We start from the raw sequence: 24,061 nt of genomic DNA on the forward strand, positions 1-24,061 counted from the left end.
CTTCCGGACTCCTGTCACGCTCCGGTCAGGCGACGCGGTACTGCGCGTCGCGGGTGTCGGTGAGAAACATCTGGCCCGGCGCGTGCGTGATGGCGAAGGGCGGTCCGGACGCCATCACCGCGGCCTGTGGGGTCACCCCGCAGCCCCAGAACACCGGGATGTCGTCCGGCGCGAGGTCCACCGGATCGCCGAAGTCCGGACGGCCGAGGTCGTCGATGCCGAGCCCGGACGGATCGCCGCAGTGTACGGGGCTGCCGTGCACCGCCGGGAGCAGGCTGCTCTCCCGGATCGCGGCCGCCAGGTGCTGCGGCGGCACCGGGCGCATGGACACCACCATGGGGCCGTGCAGCCGCCCGGCGGGACGGCACTGACGGTCGGTCACGTACATCGGGACGTTGCGGCCCTGCTCGATGTGCCGGATCGGGACGCCCGCCCCGGCGAGCGCCCACTCGAAGGTGAAACTGCACCCGATGAGGAACGTCACGAGGTCGTCGCGCCAGTGGGCGAGCACGTCCGTGGGCTCCTCCACCAGTTCGCCGTCCCGCCAGACCCGGTAGCGCGGCAGGTCGGTGCGCAGGTCCGCGCCCTCGGCGAGGACGGTGGTCCAGGAGCCGGCGTCGGTGACGTCCAGGACCGGGCAGGGCTTCTGGTTGCGCTGGCAGAACAGCAGCATGTCGTACGCCCAGTCGGCGGGCACCGAGATCAGGTTGACCTGGGTGTGGCCGGCCGCGACGCCCGCCGTGGGGCCCGTGAGGCCCGCGCGGAACCTGGCTCGGGCGGATCGCGGGCTCCACGCGTGCGCGTGCTCGTCGACGAAGGACAGGGGGCGGTCTTCCGTACGGTTCACTGGAGTTCCTTTCCGAGGGTCTCCGGCAGCCCGAGCAGGGCCAGGGCGGCGATGCCGTATCCGATGGCGCCGAAGACCAGCGCGCCGCCCACGCCCCAACTGTCGGCCAGGAAGCCGACGGTGGTCGGGAAGACGGCGCCGACGGCCCGGCCGGTGTTGTAGGTGAAGCCCTGCCCCGTGCCCCGTACAGCGGTCGGGTACAGCTCGCTCAGATAGGAGCCGAAGCCGCTGAAGATCGCGGACATACAGAATCCGAGCGGGAAACCGAGCACCAGGAGGAGGGTGTTGGAGCCGTTGGGGATGTTCGCGTAGGCGAGGATGCACAGCGCCGAGAGGACCGCGAACAGCCAGATGTTGCGCCTGCGGCCGATCCGGTCGGTGAGGTACCCGCCGGTCAGATAGCCGATGAAGGCGCCGGAGATCAGGAACGTGAGATACGTGCCGGTGCCGACGACCGACAGTCCCCGTTCCGTCTTCAGATAGGTGGGGACCCAGGTCGCGAGGGTGTAGTAGCCGCCCTGGACACCGGTCGACAGCAGGGCCGCGAAGATCGTGACGCGCAGCAGGCCGGGGGACTCGGGGGTGCCGGGCCGGAAGATCTCCGTGAACGAGCCCTTCTTGGGGTTTCCCTCGCGCTCGGCGACCGCCCGCGGAGCGTCGTGCACCGAGCGTCGTACCCAGATGACCAGCAGCGCGGGCAGAGCGCCGGTCCAGAACATCACGCGCCAGGCCAGGTCGTCGTCGAGGAACGAGAAGACCACGGTGTAGACGATCACTGCCAGGCCCCAGCCCACGGCCCAGGAACTCTGGATCGCGCCGAGCGTACGGCCGCGGTGCTTCGGGCTCGCGTACTCGGCCACCAGGATCGCGCCGACGGCCCATTCGCCGCCGAACCCGAGGCCCTGGAGGGCGCGGAACACCAGCAGCGTCTCGTAGTTGGGCGCGAAACCGCAGGCGACGGTGAAGACCGCGTAGGTGATCACCGTGATCATCAGCGCCCTGACCCGGCCGATCCGGTCCGCGAGCACACCCGCGCCGGCGCCGCCTATGGCGGAGACGACCAGGGTGACGGTGGTGAACAGCCCGGTCTGACCGCTGTCCAGGCCGAAGTACGCGGACAGCGCCACCATGCTCAGAGGCAGCGTGAAGTAGTCGTACGAGTCCAGGGCGTAGCCGCCGAACGCGCCGCCGAAGGCGCGGCGCCCGCGCGGACCCAGTGCCCGCAGCCAGGCGAACGCGCCGTCGTCGACGGCCGTTTCGGGCGCTCCGGGGTGGACGTCGCCGGGCAGGGCCTGCGGTGGAGGGGTCGTGCTCATGTGCACCTCGCAGATGAGGGACGGAGGGTGCTTCCGGAATGAGCGGTCGAACGGAATGAGCGGTCGAAGCAGTCGGCGCCGTGCGATCCGATGGCGCCTGTACGGCAAGGTAGAGGATCGTTGAACGATCCTTCAATACCTGTGTTGTTTCGTTCTCGTATCTACGATTGAATTCCGGGCATGGCAGAGCAGTTGACGGGACTGGCCGACGACCGCGCGCTCCTCGGGCGCACCAGCACCGCCGAGCGGGTGTCGGACATCCTCAGGAGCCGCATCGCCGACGGCTACTTCCCGCCCGGGACCCGGCTCTCCGAGGACAGCATCGGCGGGGCCCTCGGGGTCTCCCGCAACACGCTGCGCGAGGCGTTCCGCCTGCTCACGCATGAACGCCTGCTGATCCACGAGCTGAACAGGGGCGTCTTCGTGCGCGTCCTCGCGGTCGAGGACGTCGAGGACATCTACCGCACCCGCGCCCTCGTCGAGTGCGCCGTGGTCCGCGGTCTCGGAGAGCCGCCGTACGCCCTGGAGAACCTCGCCGCCGCCGTCGAGGAGGGGCAGCGGGCCGTACGCGACAGTGACTGGAAAAGGCTGGGTACGGCCAACATCCACTTCCACGGCGAACTCGTCGCGCTGGCCGACAGCGCCCGCACCGACGAACTGATGCGCAGCGTCTTCGCCGAACTGCGCCTCGCCTTCCACGTCGTGGACGACCCGCGGCGCCTCCACGAGCCCTATCTCGCCCGCAACCAGCAGATACTGCGGGCGCTCGAACGAGGGAACAGGGCCGAGGCCGAGGAACTGCTCGCGGTGTATCTCGCCGACTCGCTGGAGCGGGTGGTGGACGCCTACCGGCGCCGGGTGGGCGAGGAGGCCTGAGGGGCGCTGGGAACCGCGCGACCGGCCCCCGCCGGCCCGCCGACGACCGGCGGCCGGTGGCCCCTGTCCGCCCGCCGGAGGCGATCCGCGTCGTTTGGGGAGTTGTCAGACCGAGGACCTAGTCTGGGCACCGTGACTTCGCCTGCATCGACGGACAGCGTTCCGCCCCAGCTCAGCGCGGGGCCGCGCCCCGCTCCGGGCCCGGCCGCCGACGAGGGACTGGCGCGGCGCCTGCGCGCGCTCGCCTGTACGGCCCCGCTGCACGACCTGGACGCGCGCAAGGCCAATCTCGCGGGCGAGTACTCGGTGTACGGCATGGCGGAGGTGGCCCTCGCGGCCATCGACCTGGTCACCCTGAACATGGACTTCGACACGGGCGCCGACCACGACCAGATCGTCGCCCGCCTCATCCCGCGCATCGCCGCCCAGGCCCCGCGGCGGCCCGTCGGCGAACACGAGCGCGTCGCCCGCTGGGTGCTGGAGAACCTCATCAACGTCGGCAGCGTCGACCGCGGCTTCCGGGCCGTGTACGGCACGTTCGCGCCGGACGGCACATATGTACGCCGTGACTACGACTTCAAGCTGATCGAAGAGGTCCCGGGGTACGGCGGCAGCGTCTACCTCCGTACGACGGACGAGGCCGTCAACGTGCTCGTCGGCGCCCTCGACACCGATGTCACCAGCGCCCAGATCGCCGCCGAGGTCAAGCTGGAGGTGCTCATCAGCAGGGGCCGGCTGGCCGACGCCCAGCTCGCCGCGGAGCAGGCCCGCTACCGCACCGTGCAGTACTCGGAGATCCTGCGCAGGGCCCTGGACGCGACCCGGCGCAACGTGCGCGCGGTGGACTGGCTCCAGACCGTCCCCGACATGATCGCCGAAGCGCTCGACCACGTCGCCGACCGGTACCGCCACGAGAACGCGATCCTGACCAACATCCGCAAGGCCCGTGACGAGTCCGAGGACCCGGAGCAGAAGCGGCGCGCCGCCGAACTCGTCGACATCGTGAAGGACTGCATCCGGCGGCACACTCTCCTCCAGTCCCGCCTCCTCGAAGCGGGACCCCTGTTCCGCGCGGAACAGGACCGGCAGGCCTTCGCGACCCCGATGACGTCCTCGGGGATAGACCTGTACGGCCATCTGGTCGCCCCTGTGCTGCCGTTGCCCCTGGAGGCGGCGGTGCGGGTCACCAACGCGTTCTTCGCGCGCGGGACGGGGCTTCGTACGCCGGTGTCGGTCCGGGTCGGCGACCTCGTGGACATCCTGCTGACCCCGCCACTGGAGCGGGAGCACCTCGGGGCCGAGATGCCGGAGCCGGATCTGATCGCCACACCGGACGACAGCCGCTTCAGCGAGGAACAGCTGGCGGCGGCGATGGAGTTGCTGGACCTGCCCGCGGACGCGCCTCGGAGGCTGTCGGGGCTGCTCGCCGAGGCGCGACTCCGGGACGCGGAACTCCCTTATCTGGTGGCGCTGTTGGCCGTACACGCGGCCAGCCCACCGGTCGGGACGGCTTATCGGCAGGGCGAGGAGAGGTTGTTGTTCGCTGTCGATGACGGGACGGAGCTGGACGATCCGGAGTTCGGGGGTGCGGATCTGATTGTGGGGATGGCGTTGCTGGACACCGTGGGGATGGCCGCAGGCAGGTCGGAGGCGGCGTGACGGGGCTGATGTTGTCGCCTGGCTGCGGGCCCGTTGTGGCTGGTCGCGCAGTTCCCCGCGCCCCTGTAGGGGCGCTTGTCCGCCCGTCCGATCATCAGAACCCCGAGGAGCCTCAGCTGTGAACGAGCAGGTCGAGTGGAGTGAGGCGGAGGCTGTTGCCACGCCGGCTGCCGCTGCTGTGATCACTCCTGGCGATGCCGCCGATGCCGCGCGGCTGGTCGCCTTCGGGCTGCAGCCCAAGCTGCAGCCCGCCCGGGACCAGGAGTACGCCGAGCTGTTGCGGCGGTACCGCGAGGACTCGGCCTTCGCCCGGCTCGCCGACGCCGTGGCCGCCGGGCTGGGGCTGGTGGTGCTGGAGGTGTCCCCGCGCGCGGGGATGGCGGTGACCGCCGCCGAGGACTCCGTGTTCGCCGTTCGGATGGGGGACTACGCCCGTCGTACCTCCGCCGACGGATCGGACCGTTTTCTGCACGGGCTCGCCCACCTCGCCGTGGCCGCCATGGCGTTTCCGCGGCCCGAGGACCTCGCCGACGACGGCTACATCGGGCGCGTCACCGTCAACGGCGTCGAGGCCTTCGTACGGCAGGCCTGTCGGCGGCTGGAGGAGCGGGCCGAGGCACAGGGCGAGATCACCGACCCGGTCAGTGACGCCCCGGGACTCGAAGCCGCCTGGCGGATCTGGATGAGGCGCAGCGCGACGGGGGTCACCAAGGACGCGCGGAGACCGGCCGGTTCGACCACCGGCATCGTCGGCAAGGCCGTCGGCTTCCTCACCGACTCCGGCTTCCTCCAACGCACCGGCGACGACAACGGCGGTACGTACCGGACAACGGCTCGTTACCAGCTGCAGGTCCGCGACATGGCGGGCAACGCGGCCATGGCCGAGCTGCTGGAGCTGGGCGTCGTGCCGGTCACCGACGGGACACCGACGCTGCTGCCCGCCGAGGACACCGACGACCTTGAGCTGGTGGCCGACGCCGGACTGCCCTTCCACCACTCCTGACCACCGTTCCGACCGCCTTCACCCCCAGCCCGACTACTCCCTTACGACTACGAGAGTCCGCCATGTACGAGCTGTCCCGGGTCCGCCTCTACTCCATCGGTCCTGCCGGTGCGCGCTACGCCGACACCGTGCTTGACCTGCGGGGAGTCGGTGCGCCGGTGCCCGACCCCGCGCCAACCCAGGCGGAGTTCTTCCAGGACGAGCCCGTGGGACCCCCGCGTCGGCCCGCGCCGGCCGGCGTGCTCTTCCTGGAGAACGGCGGCGGCAAGTCCGTACTCCTCAAGCTGATCTTCTCCGTGATGCTCCCCGGGCACCGCAACACGCTCGGTGGAGCCAGCTCCGGTGTGCTGCGGAAGTTCCTGCTCGCCGACGACTGCGGACATGTGGTCCTGGAGTGGCAGCACACGCTCACCGGTGAGCTGGTGGTGGTCGGCAAGGCGAGCGAGTGGCGGGGGCGGCAGGTCTCCAACGACCCGCGGAAGTTCGCCGAGGCCTGGTACTCCTTCCGGCCCGGTCCGGGGCTGAGCCTCGACAACCTGCCCGTCGCCGAGTCCACCGCCGTACGGCCGCCGGTGGAGGGCGCCTCCGGTGCCCAGGGGCGGCGCCGCACGATGAAGGGCTTCCGGGACGCGATCACCGACGCGGGCAAGGCGTATCCGCATCTCGAAGTGCACTGGGAGGAGATCCACGACCGCTGGGTCGAGCATCTGGGGGAACTGGGTCTCGACCCCGAACTCTTCCGCTACCAGCGGGAGATGAACGCCGACGAGGGTGAGGCTGCCGGCCTCTTCGCGGTCAAGAAGGACTCCGACTTCACCGACCTGCTGCTGCGCGCGGTCACCGACACCCGGGACACGGACGGGCTCGCCGACCTGGTCGGAGGCTTCGGCAACAAGCTGGGGCGACGGTCCGAACTGATCGCCGAACGGGACTTCACCGCCGGGTCCGTGGACCTGCTCGGCCGCATCGTCGAAGCAGCGGAAACACGTTCCCGCGCGCGGGACGTCCACACCGGTGCGGAGCGCCGGACGCGCACCCTGGCCCGGCGGCTGTCCGCGCGGGGCGTCCAGGAGCGTGTCAGGGCCGGTGACCTCGCCCAGCGGGTCACCGCGGCGGCGTACACCGTCACCCACTCCGAGGGTGGGCGGGAGCGCAGCGCGCTGGTCGCCGCCGAACTCGCCTTCCGGCATGCGTCCCTGGCCCTCGCCGCGGCGGAGAAGACGGCAGCCGCACAGAAACGCGAACTCGCCGACGCGCGCACCATGCACTCCGCCTGGCAGGCCGCCGAGCTCGTCCTGCGGCACCGCGCCGCCGCCGACCGCTCCGCGCGCGTGGCCGTCGCGATCCGCGAGGCCGAACGGGACGCGGCCCCGGCGCTCGCCGCCCGCGCCAAGGCCGCCGTGGACCTCGTACGGGCGCTGCACTCGGCCGCGGAGGGCGCGGAGGCGCTGGCCAACGAGGAGGAGGAGCGGTCCGCAGCCCTTCAGGAGATCAGCGAGGTCGCCCACCGGGACTCGACCGGCGCGGCCACCGAGGCACAGCGCGCCCGCAGCGAGGTCGGGCATCTGCGGCAGCGGCTCAGCGAGGTGGAGCAGGAGACCGCCGAGGCGGTGCGCGCGGGCTGGCTCGACGACAGCGCTCCCGACGCGGACCCGGCCCGGGCAGCGCTCGCCGCCAGCGACGCCGAGAAGGCGGCCGTAGAGGCCTGGGACACCTCCCGTGAAGCGTCCGGGCGGGCATCCGAGCACGCGCGGGAGACGGCGTCCGCCGAGTCCCGCGCGGAGCTGACGGCGGCCCGCGCGGCGGACGCCGCCACGGCGGCCGAGCGTGCGTACGAGGCCGAGCTGCGCACCGCCGAGGCCCTGGCGGCGGAGGAACGGCTCGCCGACCTGCTGAGCCTGCCGTCCGTCGGCGGCACGCGTCAGCGGGGACGGGCCGCGGTGCCGCGTCAGCACGGCGCGAGTGAGGGCGAGGGCGAGAGCCAGGGCGGCGCCGACACCGGCGCGGACGGGTCCGACGGTGCGGCCGGGGCAGCGGTGAAGGGTTCCCCCCGTGCCGCCGGCGAAGGCCACCTGACCCCCGAGGAGCTGGACCGCTTCGCCGACGAACTCCATGAACTCCTCGACGGCGGTGTCACCTCCGCCGAGCGGCAGCTCTTCGAGCTGCGGACCGCCGCCGCCGACGACGCCCGGATCCTCGGCGCGCTCGGTGACGGCGGGCTGCTGCCGGCCGGCCCCGATGTGCTGGCGACCGTCGAGTTCCTCGGCGAGCACGGCATTCCCGCACTGCCCGGCTGGCGCTATCTCGCCCAGGCCGTCGACCCCGTCGACCACGCGCGCGTGCTGGCCGCCCGCCCCGAACTCGTCGACGGCGTCATCATCACCGACCCCGGCACGCACGCGCGTGCCCGCGAGGCCCTCGCCGACGCGGCCCTGCTGCCCCGGTCGGCCGTGGCGGTCGGTACGGCAGCCGCCCTGCTCGCCCCGACCCCGGCCCCCGGACCGGGCGACGGCGACGTGTTCCTCGTACCGCCGAACCCGGCCATGCACGACGAGCACGCCGCCGACGAGGAACGGCAGGCGCTGCGGGCCCGGGCGGGTGAGCGGGAGGAGGAGATCCGCACGCTCGCCGCGCGGCTCGGCAAGGACCGTGAACTGGGCGCGCGGCTCGCCTCCTGGCGCACCGGCTGTCCGGCCGGGCGGCTCGGCGAGCTGGCCCGAGCCGCGCACGACGCGCGTGCCTTCGCCGAGGAGGCCGAGGCCGAGCTGGCCGAGGCGCGGACCGTGCGGGCCGAGGCCGACGAGGTGGCGAGTGAGGCGTCCCGGGTCCGGGAGGAGCGGCAGGAGGCCGCCCAGCGGGCCCGGCGCGCCGCCGACGCGCTCGCCGGCCTGGCGTACCGCTTGCGTGAACGCGCCGGCTGGCAGGTCAAGGTGCGTGAACTGGCCGACGAGGCTGTCGAGTCGGAGGCCCGCGCCCAGGTCTGCCTGGAGCGTGCCCGGTCCGCCGACGAGGACCGGCGCGCCGTTCAGCGCGCCGCCGACGACGCGCGCCGCACGGCTCGCGCCCTGCGCGCCGAGCGCGCGGAGATCGCCGGCGCCCCCGATGATCTGCCGGAAGCCGACGAGGACGCCGCGAAGTCGTCCCTGCCCGCCCTCCGCGAGGCCTATCGGGCCGCCTCGCAGCTGTACGAGAAGGTCGGGGTCGGGGCCGACCTGCGGGCGGAGCAGGCACGCTCCGAGAGCGACGAGAGCGCCGCGCGCGCGGACCTGGACCGGCTGAGCAACAAGGTGCGAACGCGCGCCGAGCAGTTGCTGCAGGCGCCCGAGGGATCCGACGGACCGTCCCGGCAGGCCGCCTCCGCGCGGGCCGAGGAACTCGTCCAGCTCCTGGAGACCCGGGTGTCCACGGCCAGTGAGCAGCTCGGGCGGCTGCGCGGCGAGGCCGAGCGGCACGCGCCCGAGGACGGCGAGGCGCACACCGAGCTGGCCGAGGAACTCGTCCCGCGCGACGCCGAACACGCTCAGGCACTGCTGCGCACCGCCACCGCCGAACTCGCGTCCCGTACCGAGGCGTTGGCCCGGGCCAGGCAGGCGCACGCCGAACTTCTCGGCTCCCACCGGGCAGCCGAGGACGCGGCCTCCGGGTTCGACGAGATCGCCGCGATGCTCCGCGACCTGCTGCGCGAGCACGCCTCGGACGATGAACAGGAAGCCCCGGCGCCCTACCCCGGCAGCCCGGAGGAAGCACGGCAGTCTGCCGCCGAGGCCCGCCGCTCCCTGCGCGGCTGCGCCGCCGACCTGTCCGCGGCCGAGGCCGCCGTGCGCGAGGCGAGCGACATTCTCGTACGGCATGCCAACTCCACACGGTACGAGGCGGTGCGCACCCCCGCCCGACAGCAGATCCGTGAGCTGCCCGCGTCCGCGCTGCCCGAGCACGCGCAGAAGTGGGCCGACGCCTTCGCACCCCGACTCCGGGTCCTGACCGACGAGTTGGCGCAGCTGGAGCGCAACCGGGACTCGATCGTGGACCGGTTGCGCGGCCTGGTGGAGTCGTCGCTGGCCACCCTGCGGTCCGCGCAGCGGCTGTCCCGGCTGCCCGAGGGGCTCGGCGAGTGGTCCGGGCAGGAGTTCCTGCGCATCCGGTTCGAGGAGCCCGACCAGGCGACACTCACGGAGCGGCTCGGCGAGGTCGTCGACGAGGCGACCCGGGCGGCCGTGAAGAAGAACTCCGACCTGCGCCGGGACGGAATGTCCCTGCTCCTGAGGGGAGTCGGTGCCGCCCTCCAGCCCAAGGGCATCGCTGTCGAGATCCTCAAGCCCGACGCCGTACTGCGCGCCGAACGTGTGCCTGTCGGGCAGATGGGCGACGTGTTCTCGGGCGGTCAGCTGCTCACCGCGGCCATCGCCCTGTACTGCACCATGGCGGCGCTCCGCAGTAACGACCGGGGCCGCGACAAGCACCGGCACGCCGGGACGCTGTTCCTCGACAACCCCATCGGGCGAGCCAACGCGACCTACCTGCTGGAGCTCCAGCGAGCCGTGTCCGACGCACTCGGCGTCCAACTCCTCTACACCACCGGCCTGTTCGACACGACCGCGCTCGCCGAGTTCCCCCTCGTCATCCGCCTCCGCAACGACGCCGACCTCCGCGCCGGTCTGAAGTACATCAGCGTCGAGGAACACCTCCGGCCGGGACTGCCTCAACAGGCCCCGGCCGGAGAGGGGGACGCCGTGCACAGCGAAATCACGGCGACGAGAATGTTCAAACGCCCGACACAGTCGACTCCCTCAGGGGCAACTCCGTAGGGGCGCGGGGAACTGCGCGACCAGCCACAACGGCGCGGCAGTTCCCCACGGCCCGCACCACCCCTACGCGTCACCCTTCAAAAGGTCGGCGCACTTCTCCCCGATCATCATCGTCGTGATGCACGGGTTCACCGTCACCAGATCAGGCATCACCGACCCGTCAGCAACCCGCAACCCGGTGACCCCCTTGACGCGCAGCCGCGCGTCCAGCGGAGCCGACGCGTCGTCGTCTGCGCCCATCTTCACCGTGCAGGCCGGGTGGTAGACGGTGTTGTGGGTCTTGTGGATGTAGTCCAGCAGCTCGTCGTCCGTCCGGACATCCGGCCCGGGGGCCAGCTCCGCCCCCGCCCAGCCGCTCAGCGCCGGCTGGGCGGCGATCCGGCGAGCCAGCTTCAGCCCGTACGTCATCACCCGCGCGTCGTGTTCGTGCGTGAAGTACCGCGGATCGACCATCGGCTTGTCCCGGTAGTCGCGGGTACGCAGCCGCACCGTGCCGCGCGACTTCGCCCGGGTCACGTTGGGGGTGAGGCAGAACGCGTTCTCCGAGGTCGGATAGCCCCAACGCGCCGTGTTCATGTCGAACGGCACCGAGCCGTAGTGGAACATCAGGTCGGGCCGGTCCAGGCCCGGTTCGGTGTCGTAGAAGATGCCCGCCTCCCACCACTGGTTGGACGTCGTGGGCATCGGCTGCTTCGCGTCCCACATGATGACGCCCTCGGGGTGGTCCTGCAGGTTCTCACCGACGCCCGCGGAGTCCACGACCACCTCGACGCCGACTTCGCGCAGCTGTTCGGCCGGTCCGATACCGGACAGCATGAGCAGCTTCGGGGTGTCGATCGCCCCGCAGGACACGATGACCTCGCGGCGCGCCCGTACGGTCCTGGTGTGGATGAGATCGGGGTCGAGGTACTCGGCGCCCACGCATCGGCGCCCCTCCAGCACGAGCTGCTTCGCCCGCACCCCTGTCCGTACCTCCAGATTCGGCCGCCTGCCCATGACAGGGTGGAGATAGGCGACGGAGGACGACTGGCGGATGTTGTTCTCGTCGGAGTTGATCTGAAACCAGTTGGCCCCGCGGAGCACGGTGTTCCCGCTGTTGAAGGGCGTGGTGGGGATGCCCGCCTGTGCGCAGGCCTCCAGCAGGGCGGCGCCGCACGGGTCCTCGCTCTTCACCGTACGGAGCTTCACCGGGCCGGTGCGGCCGTGGTGGTCGCCGGGGGCGTCGTTGGTCTCCAGGCGCCGGTAGAGCGGGAAGAGGTCGCTCGCGCTCCAGCCCGTACAGCCTGCCGCCGCCCAGTCGTCGAGATCCTCGGCCGGGGCCCAGAAGGCGATGCAGGAGTTGTGGGAGGAACAGCCGCCGAGTACCTTCGCGCGGGCGTGCCGCATGAAGCTGTTGCCGCTGGCCTGCGGTTCGACCGGGTAGTCCCAGTCGTAGCCGGACTCCAGCAGGCCCATCCAGCGTTCGAGTCTGAGGACGTCGTCGTCGCCGACGTCGCTGGGGCCCGCTTCCAGTACGCACACGGTGACGGACGGGTCCTCGGAGAGCCGCGCGGCCACCACGTTGCCGGCGGTGCCACCGCCCACCACCACGTAGTCGAACTCGTCGGTGGTCATGAGTGACTGGTCCATGGGGGATTGCTCCATCAGTGCTCGACCTCCTTCAGTCGGCCGCCGGGGCGGCGAGGGGAGCCGCCGGCGCGGCCGGGGTTCCCTCGAGACGGTGTCCGGCGAGCACACCCGTGCGGTGCCGCTGGACGAACCAGTAGTAGGCGAAACCGCCACCCGCGATGACCGAGACGAACAGCACGGCGCCCCACTGGAGGTACCAGTGGAAGGGGGCGGTGGCGTTGTAGACCGAGGCCCGGGGCCAGATCAGGTTCGTCGTCATGGCGCCGCCCCAGATCACCGCTCCGATGTTGACCGGCAGGCCCCAGCGGCCCAGCGAGAACTTGCCGTCGCCGGCCGGCTGCCACCTGCCGCGGAGCCGTGCCACCAGCATGGGTACGGTCACGCCCAGATAGGCGAGGTAGATCATGATGATGCCGATGCTGGTGACGACGGTGAAGATCTGCGGCTGGCGGATGTTGACCACCAGGATCGCCAGCGCCAGCACACCGACGATCACGGCGGGCAGCACCGGTGTCTGGAAACGCGGGCTGACCTTCGCGAGCAGGGAGGACGCCGGGAGGTTGTTGTCGCGGGCCATCGCGAACGCCAGCCGGATCGCCGCCGTGTGGACGGCCAGCGCGCAGACGGTGACCGCGATCAGCACGCACCACAGCATCGCCTTGCCGGCCGTCGGCCCGAGCACGTCGAGCACGACGTACTGCAGACCGTCCGTGGACAGCTCCTTGCCCTTCAGGCTGGAGACGCTCATCAGCGCGAGAAGGAGGATCAGGCCGCCGAGGACGAAGGAGGCGACGATCGCCCGGATGATGGCGCGGGGCGCGTTCCGGGACGGGTCCCGGGACTCCTCACCGAGAGAGGCGGCGGTGTCGAAGCCGTACATGACGTACGCGGACGCCAGCGAGGCCACCAGGAACGCGCCGAGATAGCCGGCGCCGTGGCCCGCGCCCGTGCCGTTCGTCTGGGTGACGACCTGCGGGCCTCGGGTGATGTGCACGGCGAACAGGACGATCAGCACCACGGTGGCGACGAGCTCGATGAAGACACCCGCCGTGTTGATCGTGGCCATCAGCTTGACGCCGAAGGCGTTCACCACGGTCGTGAACAGGATCAGCACGCCGGCCAGGATCACCGCGTTGGTCGCCACGTCGTACTTGCCGGTGCCGTCACCGACGATCTGGAACACGCTGGAGATCTGCGGCAACGTGAGCTGGTAGGCGAGCGCCACCGCGGCGATCGACACGATCGAGGCGATCAGCATCATCCAGCCGGCGAGCCAGCCCAGATGCGGATTGCCGATCTTCTTCGACCAGTTGTAGACCGAGCCCGCCACGGGATAGCGGGCGGCCAGCTCCGCGAAGCAGAGCGCGACCATGAACTGGCCGACGAACACCATCGGCCACGACCACCAGTAGGCGGGACCGCCGCTGCCGTAGCCGAAGTAGAACAGCTGGAAGGTGCCGGTCAGGATCGAGATGTAACTGATCCCGGCCGCGAAGGTGTGGAAGTTGCCGAGGGTGCGCTTGAGTTCGGGCTTGTATCCGAACTCGGCGAGTTCGGCGTCGTCCGTGTGCCCTGGGCCTGTTGGTTGTTCGGTGGGTGCCATGAGCGGACTCCTGGGGGACCGGGGAAGGGGAGGGAGCGGCTCGTTGCGGGTGCCGGGATGAAGGGGTGGGATCGGTGGTGGTGGAGGGTGGGGGCGCACATTCAGGACACGCACCAGGGGAACGGTGCGATCAGAGGCGCTGTGATCAAGGGCGGTGCGAACAGGGCGCGAAAAGGGCGCGCAGGTGGCGCTACGAGAACCAGCCCTGCGGAGACGGATCGGTGTTGCGATAGATGTGCTTCGCCTCGCGGTACTCGGCGAGTCCCGAGGGGCCGAGTTCACGGCCGAAGCCGGACTGCTTGTAGCCACCCCACTCCGCCTGGGGGACGTACGGGTGGTAGTCGTTGATCCACACCGTGCCGATCCGCAACCGGGCCGCGACCCGCTGGGCCTTGGCCTCGTCGGTGGTGAAGACGCCTCCGGCGAGCCCGTACACGGTGTCGTTGGCGAGCCGGACCGCCTCGGCCTCGTCCGTGAACCGTTCCACGGTGAGCACCGGCCCGAACGACTCCTCCTGTACGACGGCCATCCGGGCGTCGCACTCGTCGAGCACCGTCGGCGGGTAGTAGAAGCCGTCGTCGAGCCCCTCGGGACGCGCCCCGCCGCAGCGCAGGACCGCGCCCTCGGCCAGGCCCTGGGCGACATACGCCTCGACCTTCGCGCGATGGGCCTCGGAGATCAGCGGGCCGGTCTGGGCCTCTTCGTCGAACGGGCCGCCGAGACGGATCAGCTGGGCCCGCCGGACGACCTCGTCGACGAAACGGTCGTGCAGCGAGTCCTCCACCAGCAGCCGGGCCCCGGCCGAGCAGACCTGTCCGGAGTGCAGGAACACCGCGGTGAGCGCCATGTCGACGGCGGTGTCGAAGTCGGCGTCCGCGAAGACGATGTTGGGGTTCTTGCCGCCGAGTTCGAGCGCGACCTTCTTCACGGTGCCGGCCGCGGCGGCCATCAGCCTGCGGCCCGTCTGGAGTCCGCCCGTGAAGGAGAGAAGGTCGACGCCCGGATGGTCGCCGAGCGGTGCGCCCGCCTCCGGGCCGGCGCCGAGGACGAGGTTGGCCACGCCCGGGGGCAGTCCGGCCTCCTCCAGGAGCCGCATCAGACGGATCGCGGTGTGCGGGGTCAGCTCGCTCGGCTTGAGGACGAAGGTGTTCCCGGCCGCGAGCGCCGGAGCGACCTTCCACGCGGTCTGGAGGAGCGGATAGTTCCACGGGGTGATCAGGGCACAGACACCCACCGGCTCGTACACGACCCGGCTGTCCACGCCCGGCGAGCCGGTGTCGATGACCCGCCCGGTCTCGCTTGCCGCGAGCCGGCCGAAGTAGCGGAAGCAGTTGACGATGTCGTCGATGTCGTAGGCGCTCTCCACCAGGCGTTTTCCGGTGTCGAGGGATTCCGCGCGGGCCAGTTCGTCCTTGTCGCGGACCATGAGGTCGGCGACGCGCAGCAGCAGGTCACCGCGCTCGCTCGCCGGTGTACCGGGCCAGGGGCCCTCGTCGAAGGCGCGGCGTGCGGCGGTGATGGCCTCCACCGTGTCCTTGCCGCCCGCCTCGTCGACGACACCGACCAGAGAGCCGTCGGCGGGACAGCGGATCTCCCTGGTGCGCTCGTCGAGCGCTGACCTCCACGTACCGCCGATGAAGAGTTCGGGCATGTTCTCGTTCCTCCTGGTCAGCGCCGCATCGAAGGCGCCCTTGCGGGAGGGCGCCTTACCGGCCGACGCCGATTCATGCCAAATGTGATCTTCGACACGTCTGGCCGGGAGGTCGGCGGGCCATGGCCGAAAGGAGCGGTTCCCCTGGTGACCCCTTCGTCCGGCACCAGCACACCACCGTTCGGGCGCGCTCGCGATGTCGTCGGCGGCGGCACACGCCGGCGGGAATCGAAAGTCAGCTCGATCCCGCGCCAGGGGAGTCCTCGACTCCGACGACGTCGGAACCGAGGGGGAGTGCTGCCGAGCACGGTGCTGATCGCGGCGGGAGGCAGCGGTGAGGGCGGGCCGAACCGTCGCGCGGCGGCGCCTCGTGACGCCTTCGGCGATCAGCTATTGGCTGTGGCGCTCACACCGGCGGAACGTGACGCTCGTACGGCCGCCCGCGCTAGTTCGTGCGGGCTCGCTCCGCCGGGCGTGGGGGATGCCTCCATGGCGACGAGCACGCCACACAGGCCCGGGCCGGCGCGGCCCGGACGCGTCCCTGTCGCCCTGCCCACCCGGGGCCCACTCGCCCGGGCGCCTGCTAGGAGTGCGACAGCTGCCCGGACCCGCCGCTCTGCCTGCGTATGCGCTCCTGGGTCCTGGCGGTCACCCGTGCTTGCCGCCGCGCCTTGCGGCGCTCGCGTCGCAGCGCCCGCGCCGTGCTGCTCGGGATCGACACCACGCCGTTGCGCTGGTTCCAGACCTGGCGGGTCACCCATACGTCGAGCACCGCCCAGGTGGCCACGACGGTGCTGGCCACGCTGCTGATCACCATCGGGAAGGCCAGCCAGGAGCCGGCGAGCGTGGACAGGAAGGCCACCATCGCCTGGATCAGCGTGACCGAGATGACGAGCACCGCCCGAACGGCCGCCGTACGCACCGGATCCGGCAGACGGCGCCGACGCGCGGGCTCCTCCACCCACAGTGGCCGGTAAGCCTGCCGGGTCTCCGTCCGTGCGGACGAAGGGAGTTCCCCGGTCTCCCCGGAGGCGGTGGACGGTTCGCCACCGCCGCCCGTTTTCCGACTCGCGCTGATGCTCCTGCCGCCTTCGTGCACCACCAAAGGCGCCGCCACGTCGCTCCCGAGCGCTTCGCGTCGTTCCGCCGTGTCCATCACGTGTCACTCCCCACCGCCCAGCACCCCGCCCGTCCCGGTGTCGGTGACACCGGCTCCCCAGTGGTTGCCCGGCTAACGCTGTTTTACGCGGTCTGGACGCGGGACGCGGAACTGCAGACGGTTCCACCACCCATTGCCCATGTACAAAGACGATCAGCGTGTCTCGAAGATTCCCGTCAAACGTAAAAATCCAGCCAAACGGCCAAGTTGGCCCAGGGATGCCGTTGTGTGGTCGGTGCCGGATTCGAGTGGGCAATCTCCCGCAATGACAGGACAACTCGCCATGTCTCGCCGGGAGCACGGCAGTTCAGTACCCAGACAGGTCTTCGAGTTATCTGTGGGTCAGTAGTAGGCTCACGCCGATTATTGACGCACATGTGTACCCCCGCGTCGACGGGGGCGAGCTGGGGGAGGCCATGCGCTTTCGCGGGAAGTCCATCCGCCGGAAGATCGTGGCGCTGCTTCTCGTGCCGCTGGTGTCCCTGACCGCGATCTGGGGCTTCGCCACAGTGCTCACGGGTCGTGAGGCGGCCGAGCTGTTCAACGTCTCGTCGATCGTGGAGAAGGTCAGCTACCCCACGGAGGACGCCGTACGCGTGCTTCAGCAGGAGCGCCGCCAGACCCTCGTCTATCTCGCCGACCCCCGTGCCTCGGACGCGCTGGCCGCCCTGCGGCGCAGCCGCACCGCCACCGACGGGGTCATCGACAAGATCCGCGCCAACGCCGACAAGGCCGACGTGCGCAACTCGATCAGCGACAGCGACGGCGAGCGACTCACCGCCGTCCTTGAGGCGTTCGACGGTATCGGCCCGCTGCGCCGCAGCGTCGAGGAGGGCACCGTCACCCGGTCCCAGGCTCTAGACCTCTACAACCGCCTGGTCGACCCCTGTTACGTCCTGCTCGCCAACCTGCACATCATCGACAACCTGGAGATGGACAAGCAGGCCCGGGCGCTCGTCAACACCGCTCGCGCCCGCGAACTGCTCTCCCGCGAGGACGCCCTGCTCGGCTCGGCCCTGGTCGTCGGCAGACTCTCCCGCGACGAGTCCCGCGACATCTCCGACCTCGTGGCTCAGCGCACCGTCATGTACGACGTCAGCCTGCCGCTGCTCCCGCTGGCCGACCGCGCACGCTACGACCGGTTCTGGAAGAACGCTTCCACCGCGCCGCTGCGCGTGGCCGAACAGGCCGCCATCGGCACCGAGTCCGGCCACCCGAGAGGCGTCACGGCGAAGAGCTGGGACACCACCGCGGGCGACGTCCTCGACGAACTGCGCAAGCTCAACGACGAGTCGGGCGACCGCTATCAGGACCGGGTCCGCCCGGTCGTGACCGGTGTCATCGTCAAGGCCGTCGTCGCCGGCGTCCTCGGACTGGTCGCCCTGCTGTTCTCGCTCTTCCTGTCCGTACGCATCGGCCGCGCCCTCATCCGCGACCTGCGCCGACTGCGCCTTGAGGCCCACGAGGCGTCCGGCGTACGACTGCCGAGCGTGATGCGCCGTCTGTCGGCCGGCGAGCAGGTCGACGTGGAGACCGAGGTCCCGCGCCTCGAGTACGACAAGAACGAGATCGGCGAGGTCGGTCAGGCCCTCAACACCCTGCAGCGCGCGGCCGTCGAGGCGGCTGTCAAACAGGCCGAACTCCGCTCCGGAGTCTCGGAGGTCTTCGTCAACCTCGCGCGGCGAAGCCAGGTCCTGCTGCACAAGCAGCTCACCCTGCTCGACACCATGGAACGCCGGACCGAGGACACAGACGAACTCGCCGACCTGTTCCGCCTCGACCACCTGACCACCCGTATGCGCCGGCACGCCGAAGGCCTGGTGATCCTCTCCGGGGCCGCCCCCTCCCGGCAGTGGCGCAAACCCGTCCAGCTGATGGACGTCGTCCGCGCGGCCGTCGCCGAGGTCGAGGACTACGAGCGCATCGAGGTCCGCAGGCTGCCGCGCATGGCCGTCACCGGACCTGCCGTCGCCGACCTGACGCACCTCGTGGCCGAACTCCTGGAGAACGCCACGGTGTTCTCGCCCCCGCACACCGCCATCCAGGTTCTGGGTGAACGTGTCGCCAACGGCTTCACCCTGGAGATCCACGACCGGGGTCTGGGCATGGCCGCGGAAGCACTTCTCGACGCCAACCTGCGGCTCGCCGAGACACCCGAGTTCGAACTGTCCGACACGGACCGGCTCGGCCTGTTCGTCGTCAGCCGGCTCGCCCAGCGGCAGAACGTCCGGGTCTCCCTCCAGCCGTCCCCGTACGGTGGTACGACGGCCGTTGTCTTCGTCCCCGACGCGCTGCTCACGGACGACGTCCCGGACACCAACGGCATCGGCTTCCGCCTCGACCGCGCGCAGCCCTCCAAAGAGGCCGAGTTCGAGGGGAGCCGCAGGGCCGCGCTCTCCCCGGCGCCCGTGCGCCTCCCCGGCCTGCCCCCCTCGCTCATCGACGGGCCGGTCGAACTCGAGGCGCCGGTCGACCTGGACTCCCTCGACGACTTTCCCGGTTCCTTCGACGACGCGGACAGCGAACAGGGCGTACTTCCCCGTACACGACGCTCGGTCACCGGGGTCCCGGGCGACCTGAGCGACTCCTTGGAGCTGCCGCGCCGCCGGACTCCCAAACTGGTCAGTTCCCACGGCCGTCCGGTCACCGAGCAGTCGTCCCGCCGCAACCCGTCGTCGGACGAGCAGCCGGTGGAGAGCACGGGCTCGACGGACTCCGACAAGCTGGCCCCGCTCCCGGCACGCCGCCGGGGCGAGGCGGCGATCCGCCGGGAAACCGACCCGCGTGAGGGCTTCGGCGACCGAGCGGAGTCCCCTGGGCGCCCCTGGGACGGCAGAGGGAAGCCGGTGGAACCCCTTGCCTCGCGCTTCGGCGACCGACCCGTCGGCGACCGTCCCGACCTGCCCGCCCGTGGCACCGCCGGGCGAGCGGAGACGGCCCGCGACAGGCTCGGCGACCCGTTGCCGCAGGCCCCGGCACTTCCGCAGCGCGACCGGCGCGGTGGCTCTCCTGCGGCGCCCGACCCCACCGAGTCCGGTCCGGCGGGCCTGCCCCGCCGGGTCCGGCAGGCCAACCTGGCTCCCCAGCTGAGGGAAGGCCCGGAGCGCCGCACCGAACGGATGAACCCACGTACCCAGGACGGGGCGGACCTCCTCGATCGTGACGCCGACGAGGTCCGCAGCCGAATGGCCTCGCTGCAGCGCGGTTGGCAGCGTGGTCGTGAGGAGAACGCCGTGGGCGACGGCGCCACGGACGGCACAGCACAAGGAACGAGTAAGGGGGACGGTCGATGACCGCACCGAAGGCGACCGGCCAGACCGCGAGCGACAAGGCGTCGGGGGAGCTCAACTGGCTTCTCGACGACCTCGTCGACCGGGTCGCCAGCATCCGCAGAGCGCTGGTGCTCTCCGGCGACGGATTGCCCACCGGGGTCTCCAAGGACCTCAGCCGGGAGGACAGTGAGCACCTTGCCGCCGTCGCCTCCGGATTCCACAGCCTCGCCAAGGGTGTGGGGCGTCACTTCGACGCCGGCAACGTCCGCCAGACGGTCGTCGAACTCGACGACGCGTTCCTGTTCGTGACGGCGGCCGGGGACGGCAGTTGTCTGGCCGTGCTGTCGGACGCGGACTCGGACGTGGGCCAGGTCGCCTACGAGATGACTCTCCTGGTGAAGCGTGTCGGTGTGCATCTCGCGGCTGCTCCGCGCACCGATCTGCCCGCAGGCGGGTAGTGGGATGACATGAGCGGAGACGGTCAACCCAGAAGCCACTGGTTCGACGACGAGGCGGGACCGGTCGTCCGTCCGTACGCCATGACGCGGGGCCGCACCAGCCATGCGGCCCAGCACCGCCTCGACCTGATCGCGGTGGTCATCGCGGAGGCGCACGCCGACGACCCGGAAGCGGATCACACGCTGTCCCCGGAACACGTGGACATCGTCGAACTCTGTCGTGACGCTCCCCAGTCGGTTGCCGAACTCGCCGCCGAACTCAATCTCCCCATCGGCGTGGTGCGGGTGCTCATCGGGGACCTCGTCGACGAGGAAATGGTTCATGTGACGCGTCCCGTGCCCCCCGCCGAACTGGTGGACGAGAACATTCTGCGCGATGTGATCAACGGCCTCCGAGCGCTCTGAGCAGCGCGGAAGCGGGGTAGAGACGTGACACTCCCCTCGAACGGTTCGCGGTGCGGCGCGGCAGCGGCGGTGCGGGACAATGGTCCGGCGGAGAGGGGCGGTTCGCCGTCTCCGGTGCAGCGAGCCGATGACGTCATCGAAACCCCCCGGCGGCGGGGGCCACGGACCACCGCCGACCGATCCCGAACAAGCAGGAGAAGAGACCGATGATCTTCGGGCGTTCTGAACGCGGCAAGCCCCCGGTCGAGCCCGTCACGCTCAAGATCCTCGTGGCCGGTGGATTCGGCGCGGGCAAGACGACCCTGGTCGGCGCGGTCAGCGAGATCAAACCGCTGCGCACCGAGGAACTGCTCACCGAGGCGGGCCGCCCGGTCGACGACATCCGAGGGGTGGAGGGCAAGCACACCACCACCGTGGCCATGGACTTCGGCCGCATCACGCTCCGCGAGGACCTCGTGCTGTACCTCTTCGGTACGCCCGGACAGGACCGCTTCTGGTTCCTCTGGGACGAGCTCGCCACCGGAGCGCTGGGCGCGGTCGTCCTCGCCGACACCCGCCGGCTGGAGGACAGCTTCGCCGCGGTCGACTACTTCGAGCGGCGCTCCATACCCTTCCTGGTCGGCGTCAACTGCTTCGACGGAGCTGCCCGTTACCCGTCGCAGTCCGTCCGTGCGGCGCTCGACCTCGACCCCAACGTGCCGCTCGTGCTGTGTGACGCGCGCGACCGGGAGTCGGTCAAGGAGGTCCTCATCGGAGTCGTCCAGCACGCGATGGCGTACGCGGCCGACCGCCGCGCGGCCGTCACCACCTGACGGCTCCGCACCGTCCCGCACGCGCACGGCCCGTACCCCCGCCGACCGGGGTACGGGCCGCGGTCCAGTGGCACGCGCGCGTGGACCTGCGTGGCGAGCGGTGGCGCTAGCCCCGGCCGTCGTCCTCCCAGCCGAAGCTCTTCTCCACCGCCTTGCGCCAGTTGTTGTACTCGCGGTCGCGGACCGTCGCCTCCATGGCGGGCGTCCACTCGACGTCCTTCTGCCAGTGCGACTTCAGCTCGTCGAGGTCGTTCCACACCCCGGTCGCCAGCCCCGCCGCGTACGCCGCTCCCAGGCAGGTCGTCTCGGAGACCTTCGGGCGGATGACCGGCACCCCGAGGACGTCCGCCTGGTGCTGCATCAGCAGGTTGTTCTTGGTCATACCGCCGTCCACCTTCAGGGTCGTGATGCTCACCCCGGAGTCCTGGAACATGGCGTCCACGACCTCCCGCGTCTGCCAGCTCGTCGCCTCCAGCACCGCACGCGCCAGATGCCCCTTGGTGACGTACCGCGTGAGGCCCGTGACCACCCCGCGCGCGTCCGAGCGCCAGTAGGGCGCGAACAGGCCGGAGAACGCGGGCACGATGTAGGCGCCGCCGTTGTCGTCGACGCTCGCCGCGAGCGTCTCGATCTCGTCGGCGGTACGGATGATGCCGAGCTGGTCGCGGAACCACTGCACCAGCGCCCCGGTGATCGCGATGGACCCTTCGAGGCAGTAGACGGGAGCCTCGCCGCCGATCTTGTAGCCCATCGTGGTCAGCAGACCGTTCTTCGAGGCGACGGGTCGGTTGCCGGTGTTGAGCAGCAGGAAACTGCCGGTGCCGTACGTGTTCTTGGCCGTCCCCACGTCGTAGCAGGCCTGGCCGAACACCGCGGCCTGCTGGTCGCCGAGAGCGGAGGCCACGGGGACGCCCGCGAGCTGGCCCACCGCCGTGCCGTACACCTCGGACGAGGACCTGATCTCGGGGAGGATCTTCTCGGGGACGTTCATCGCCGACAGGATGGACGGGTCCCATTGGAGGGTCTCCAGGTCCATCAGCATGGTCCGGCCGGCGTTGGTGACGTCCGTGACGTGCCGTCCGCCCTCCGTGCCGCCCGTCAGGTTCCAGATCAGCCAGGAGTCGATGGTGCCGAAGGCGATCTCGCCGCGCTCGGCGCGGGCGCGCAGGCCCGGCACGTTGTCCAGCAGCCAGGCCGCCTTGGGGCCGGAGAAGTAGCTGGCCAGGGGCAGTCCCGTCTGCTCGCGGAAACGGTCCTGGCCGTCGGCGCCGCCGAGTTCGTGGCAGAGCGCGGCCGTCCGCGTGTCCTGCCAGACGATCGCGTTGTGGACCGGTTTGCCCGTGGCACGGTCCCAAAGGACCGTCGTCTCGCGCTGGTTGGTGATGCCGAGCGCGCTGAGCTGGTCGGCGCGCAGCCCGGCTTTGGCGAGCGCGCCCGCGACGACCGCCTGCACCTTCGACCAGATCTCGGTGGCGTCGTGTTCCACCCACCCGGGCTTGGGAAAGATCTGGCGGTGCTCACGTTGGTCGACAGCGACGATCGCGCCGTCCTGGTTGAAGACGATGCAGCGACTGGACGTGGTGCCCTGGTCGATCGCGGCGACGAACTTGTCCGTCATGACGTCCCCTTCGTGGGAAACTCCGGAAGTCTGCAGCCCCGGAGAGGTGTGCGTGCGCGTCAGAAGGCTGCCTTGAAGACGAACCCGGCCAGCACACCGCCGATCAGCGGCCCCGCCACCGGGATCCACGCGTAACTCCAGTCCGAGGTGCCCTTGTTGGGGATCGGGAGCAGCGCGTGGGCGATGCGCGGGCCCAGGTCACGGGCCGGGTTGATGGCGTACCCGGTGGGACCGCCGAGCGACAGCCCGATTCCGACCACCAGGAAGGAGACGATCAGGATCGACGTGCCGGACTCGCCGAGCCCCTTGGTCAGACCGAACGCGAGGATCGGCAGAACCAGGCCCATGGTCGCGATGATCTCGGTCACGAGGTTCGCGACGGGATTGCGGATCGCGGGCGTGGTGGAGAAGATCCCGAGCGTCGGCTGGGCCGTTTCCTCGTCGGCGTTGGCCTGGAACTGGGCGAGGTAGACCAGCCAGCACAGGACCGCGCCGAGGAGGGCGCCGACCAGCTGCCCGGCGATGTAGACGGGCACCTGGTCCCAGTCCCCGGTGTCGACGGCGATCCCCATCGTCACCGCGGGGTTGAGATGCCCGCCGGACAGCGGTGCGGCGGTGTACGCCCCCGCCAGCACGCCGAAGCCCCAGCCGAACGTGATGACGACCCAGCCGGCGTCCTTCGCCTTGGAGTGGTTCAGTACGACAGCGGCGACCACGCCGGTGCCGAAGAGGATGAGAGTCGCCGTACCGATGATCTCGCCGACGAAGATGTCCCCATTGCTCATGGTGGCTCCTGGGCCCTCGCCCGGGGCGATCCGGCCCCGGCCGACCTTGCAGAGTGCGTTCCCATGGCTGCTTCAGCCGAGACGAGCGTGCTGCCGTGGCCGCATCGCACCCGGAGACAGGGCCCATGATCCGGACGGGTCCCGCACGGCGCATTGTCTGCGT

Annotated in this window: 16 protein-coding genes and 1 pseudogene; 9 read left to right on the forward strand and 8 right to left on the reverse strand. The window is 70.8% G+C overall.

What is annotated here, in order from left to right:
* Nucleotides 1-25: 25 nt before the first annotated feature.
* Both PV734_RS06250 and PV734_RS06255 read right to left on the reverse strand, forming a co-directional pair.
* Entirely contained in the window at nt 26-847 is an 822-nt protein-coding gene (locus PV734_RS06250) for a putative hydro-lyase (RefSeq protein ID WP_319288891.1), read from the reverse strand.
* Entirely contained in the window at nt 844-2,163 is a 1,320-nt protein-coding gene (locus tag PV734_RS06255) for an MFS transporter (RefSeq protein ID WP_319093913.1), read from the reverse strand. Before PV734_RS06255 ends, PV734_RS06250 begins: the two co-directional genes overlap by 4 nt.
* Nucleotides 2,164-2,343: 180 nt before the next feature.
* Here PV734_RS06255 and PV734_RS06260 point away from each other — a divergent pair, with 180 nt between their 5' ends.
* From PV734_RS06260 to PV734_RS06275, 4 genes are all read left to right on the forward strand, one after another.
* Nucleotides 2,344-3,039, forward strand: a complete 696-nt coding sequence (locus PV734_RS06260; protein ID WP_319288892.1) for a GntR family transcriptional regulator — start codon at nt 2,344-2,346, stop codon at nt 3,037-3,039.
* Between the two features lie 132 nt (nt 3,040-3,171).
* Nucleotides 3,172-4,698 (forward strand): hypothetical protein, encoded by a 1,527-nt coding sequence (locus PV734_RS06265; protein WP_319288893.1) that lies wholly within the window; start codon nt 3,172-3,174, stop codon nt 4,696-4,698.
* Nucleotides 4,699-4,816: 118 nt separating this feature from the next.
* Nucleotides 4,817-5,701: a hypothetical protein gene (locus tag PV734_RS06270; RefSeq protein WP_319093910.1), complete on the forward strand. Its 885-nt coding sequence runs from the start codon at nt 4,817-4,819 to the stop codon at nt 5,699-5,701.
* 62 nt (nt 5,702-5,763) lie between these two features.
* Nucleotides 5,764-10,506: a hypothetical protein gene (locus PV734_RS06275; protein ID WP_319093909.1), complete on the forward strand. Its 4,743-nt coding sequence runs from the start codon at nt 5,764-5,766 to the stop codon at nt 10,504-10,506.
* Nucleotides 10,507-10,569: 63 nt separating this feature from the next.
* Here the strand turns inward: PV734_RS06275 and PV734_RS06280 are convergent, their stop codons facing one another.
* The 4 genes from PV734_RS06280 to PV734_RS06295 all read right to left on the reverse strand — a co-directional run bounded on the left by PV734_RS06280 (nt 10,570) and on the right by PV734_RS06295 (nt 16,545).
* A complete protein-coding gene (locus PV734_RS06280) occupies nt 10,570-12,120 on the reverse strand; it encodes a GMC family oxidoreductase (protein ID WP_319288901.1) in 1,551 nt (516 codons plus the stop codon).
* A 46-nt stretch (nt 12,121-12,166) separates the two neighbouring features.
* Nucleotides 12,167-13,738: an APC family permease gene (locus tag PV734_RS06285; RefSeq protein ID WP_319288894.1), complete on the reverse strand. Its 1,572-nt coding sequence runs from the start codon at nt 13,736-13,738 to the stop codon at nt 12,167-12,169.
* A 190-nt stretch (nt 13,739-13,928) separates the two neighbouring features.
* Nucleotides 13,929-15,389, reverse strand: a complete 1,461-nt coding sequence (locus PV734_RS06290) for an aldehyde dehydrogenase family protein (RefSeq protein ID WP_319093907.1) — start codon at nt 15,387-15,389, stop codon at nt 13,929-13,931.
* 583 nt (nt 15,390-15,972) lie between these two features.
* Nucleotides 15,973-16,545, reverse strand: a complete 573-nt coding sequence (locus PV734_RS06295) for a hypothetical protein (protein WP_319098843.1) — start codon at nt 16,543-16,545, stop codon at nt 15,973-15,975.
* Nucleotides 16,546-16,964: 419 nt separating this feature from the next.
* On the opposite strand from PV734_RS06295, the gene PV734_RS06300 reads away from it, so the two are divergent.
* The 5 genes and pseudogenes from PV734_RS06300 (at nt 16,965) to PV734_RS06315 (ending at nt 21,495) form a co-directional block, all read left to right on the forward strand.
* On the forward strand, nt 16,965-19,841 hold the full coding sequence (locus tag PV734_RS06300; protein WP_319098841.1) for a nitrate- and nitrite sensing domain-containing protein: 2,877 nt from the start codon (nt 16,965-16,967) through the stop codon (nt 19,839-19,841).
* On the forward strand, nt 19,838-20,278 hold the full coding sequence (locus tag PV734_RS06305) for a roadblock/LC7 domain-containing protein (protein WP_318318697.1): 441 nt from the start codon (nt 19,838-19,840) through the stop codon (nt 20,276-20,278). The genes PV734_RS06300 and PV734_RS06305 overlap by 4 nt, the downstream gene beginning before the upstream one ends.
* A gap of 9 nt (nt 20,279-20,287) precedes the next feature.
* On the forward strand, nt 20,288-20,683 hold the full coding sequence (locus PV734_RS06310) for a DUF742 domain-containing protein (RefSeq protein WP_006380241.1): 396 nt from the start codon (nt 20,288-20,290) through the stop codon (nt 20,681-20,683).
* A 35-nt stretch (nt 20,684-20,718) separates the two neighbouring features.
* Nucleotides 20,719-20,909, forward strand: a pseudogene (locus PV734_RS45785) (hydantoinase B/oxoprolinase family protein); the annotation flags it as partial.
* Nucleotides 20,890-21,495, forward strand: coding sequence for an ATP/GTP-binding protein (locus PV734_RS06315; RefSeq protein WP_319098840.1), 606 nt, complete (start codon nt 20,890-20,892; stop codon nt 21,493-21,495). The pseudogene PV734_RS45785 and the gene PV734_RS06315, both read left to right, overlap by 20 nt.
* Before the next feature lie 106 nt (nt 21,496-21,601).
* On the opposite strand, the gene glpK is transcribed toward PV734_RS06315, so the two are convergent.
* Nucleotides 21,602-23,113 carry a glycerol kinase GlpK gene (glpK, locus tag PV734_RS06320; protein ID WP_319098839.1) on the reverse strand — a complete coding sequence of 504 codons (1,512 nt, stop codon included), beginning with the start codon at nt 23,111-23,113 and terminating at the stop codon, nt 21,602-21,604.
* 59 nt (nt 23,114-23,172) lie between these two features.
* The gene (locus PV734_RS06325) at nt 23,173-23,898 is read right to left on the reverse strand and encodes an MIP/aquaporin family protein (protein ID WP_319288895.1); all 726 of its coding nucleotides are present in this window, start codon (nt 23,896-23,898) and stop codon (nt 23,173-23,175) included.
* Between the last annotated feature and the right edge of the window lie 163 nt (nt 23,899-24,061).

Source organism: Streptomyces sp. AK08-02 (assembly GCF_033795085.1).
Classification (GTDB): domain Bacteria; phylum Actinomycetota; class Actinomycetes; order Streptomycetales; family Streptomycetaceae; genus Streptomyces; species Streptomyces echiniscabiei.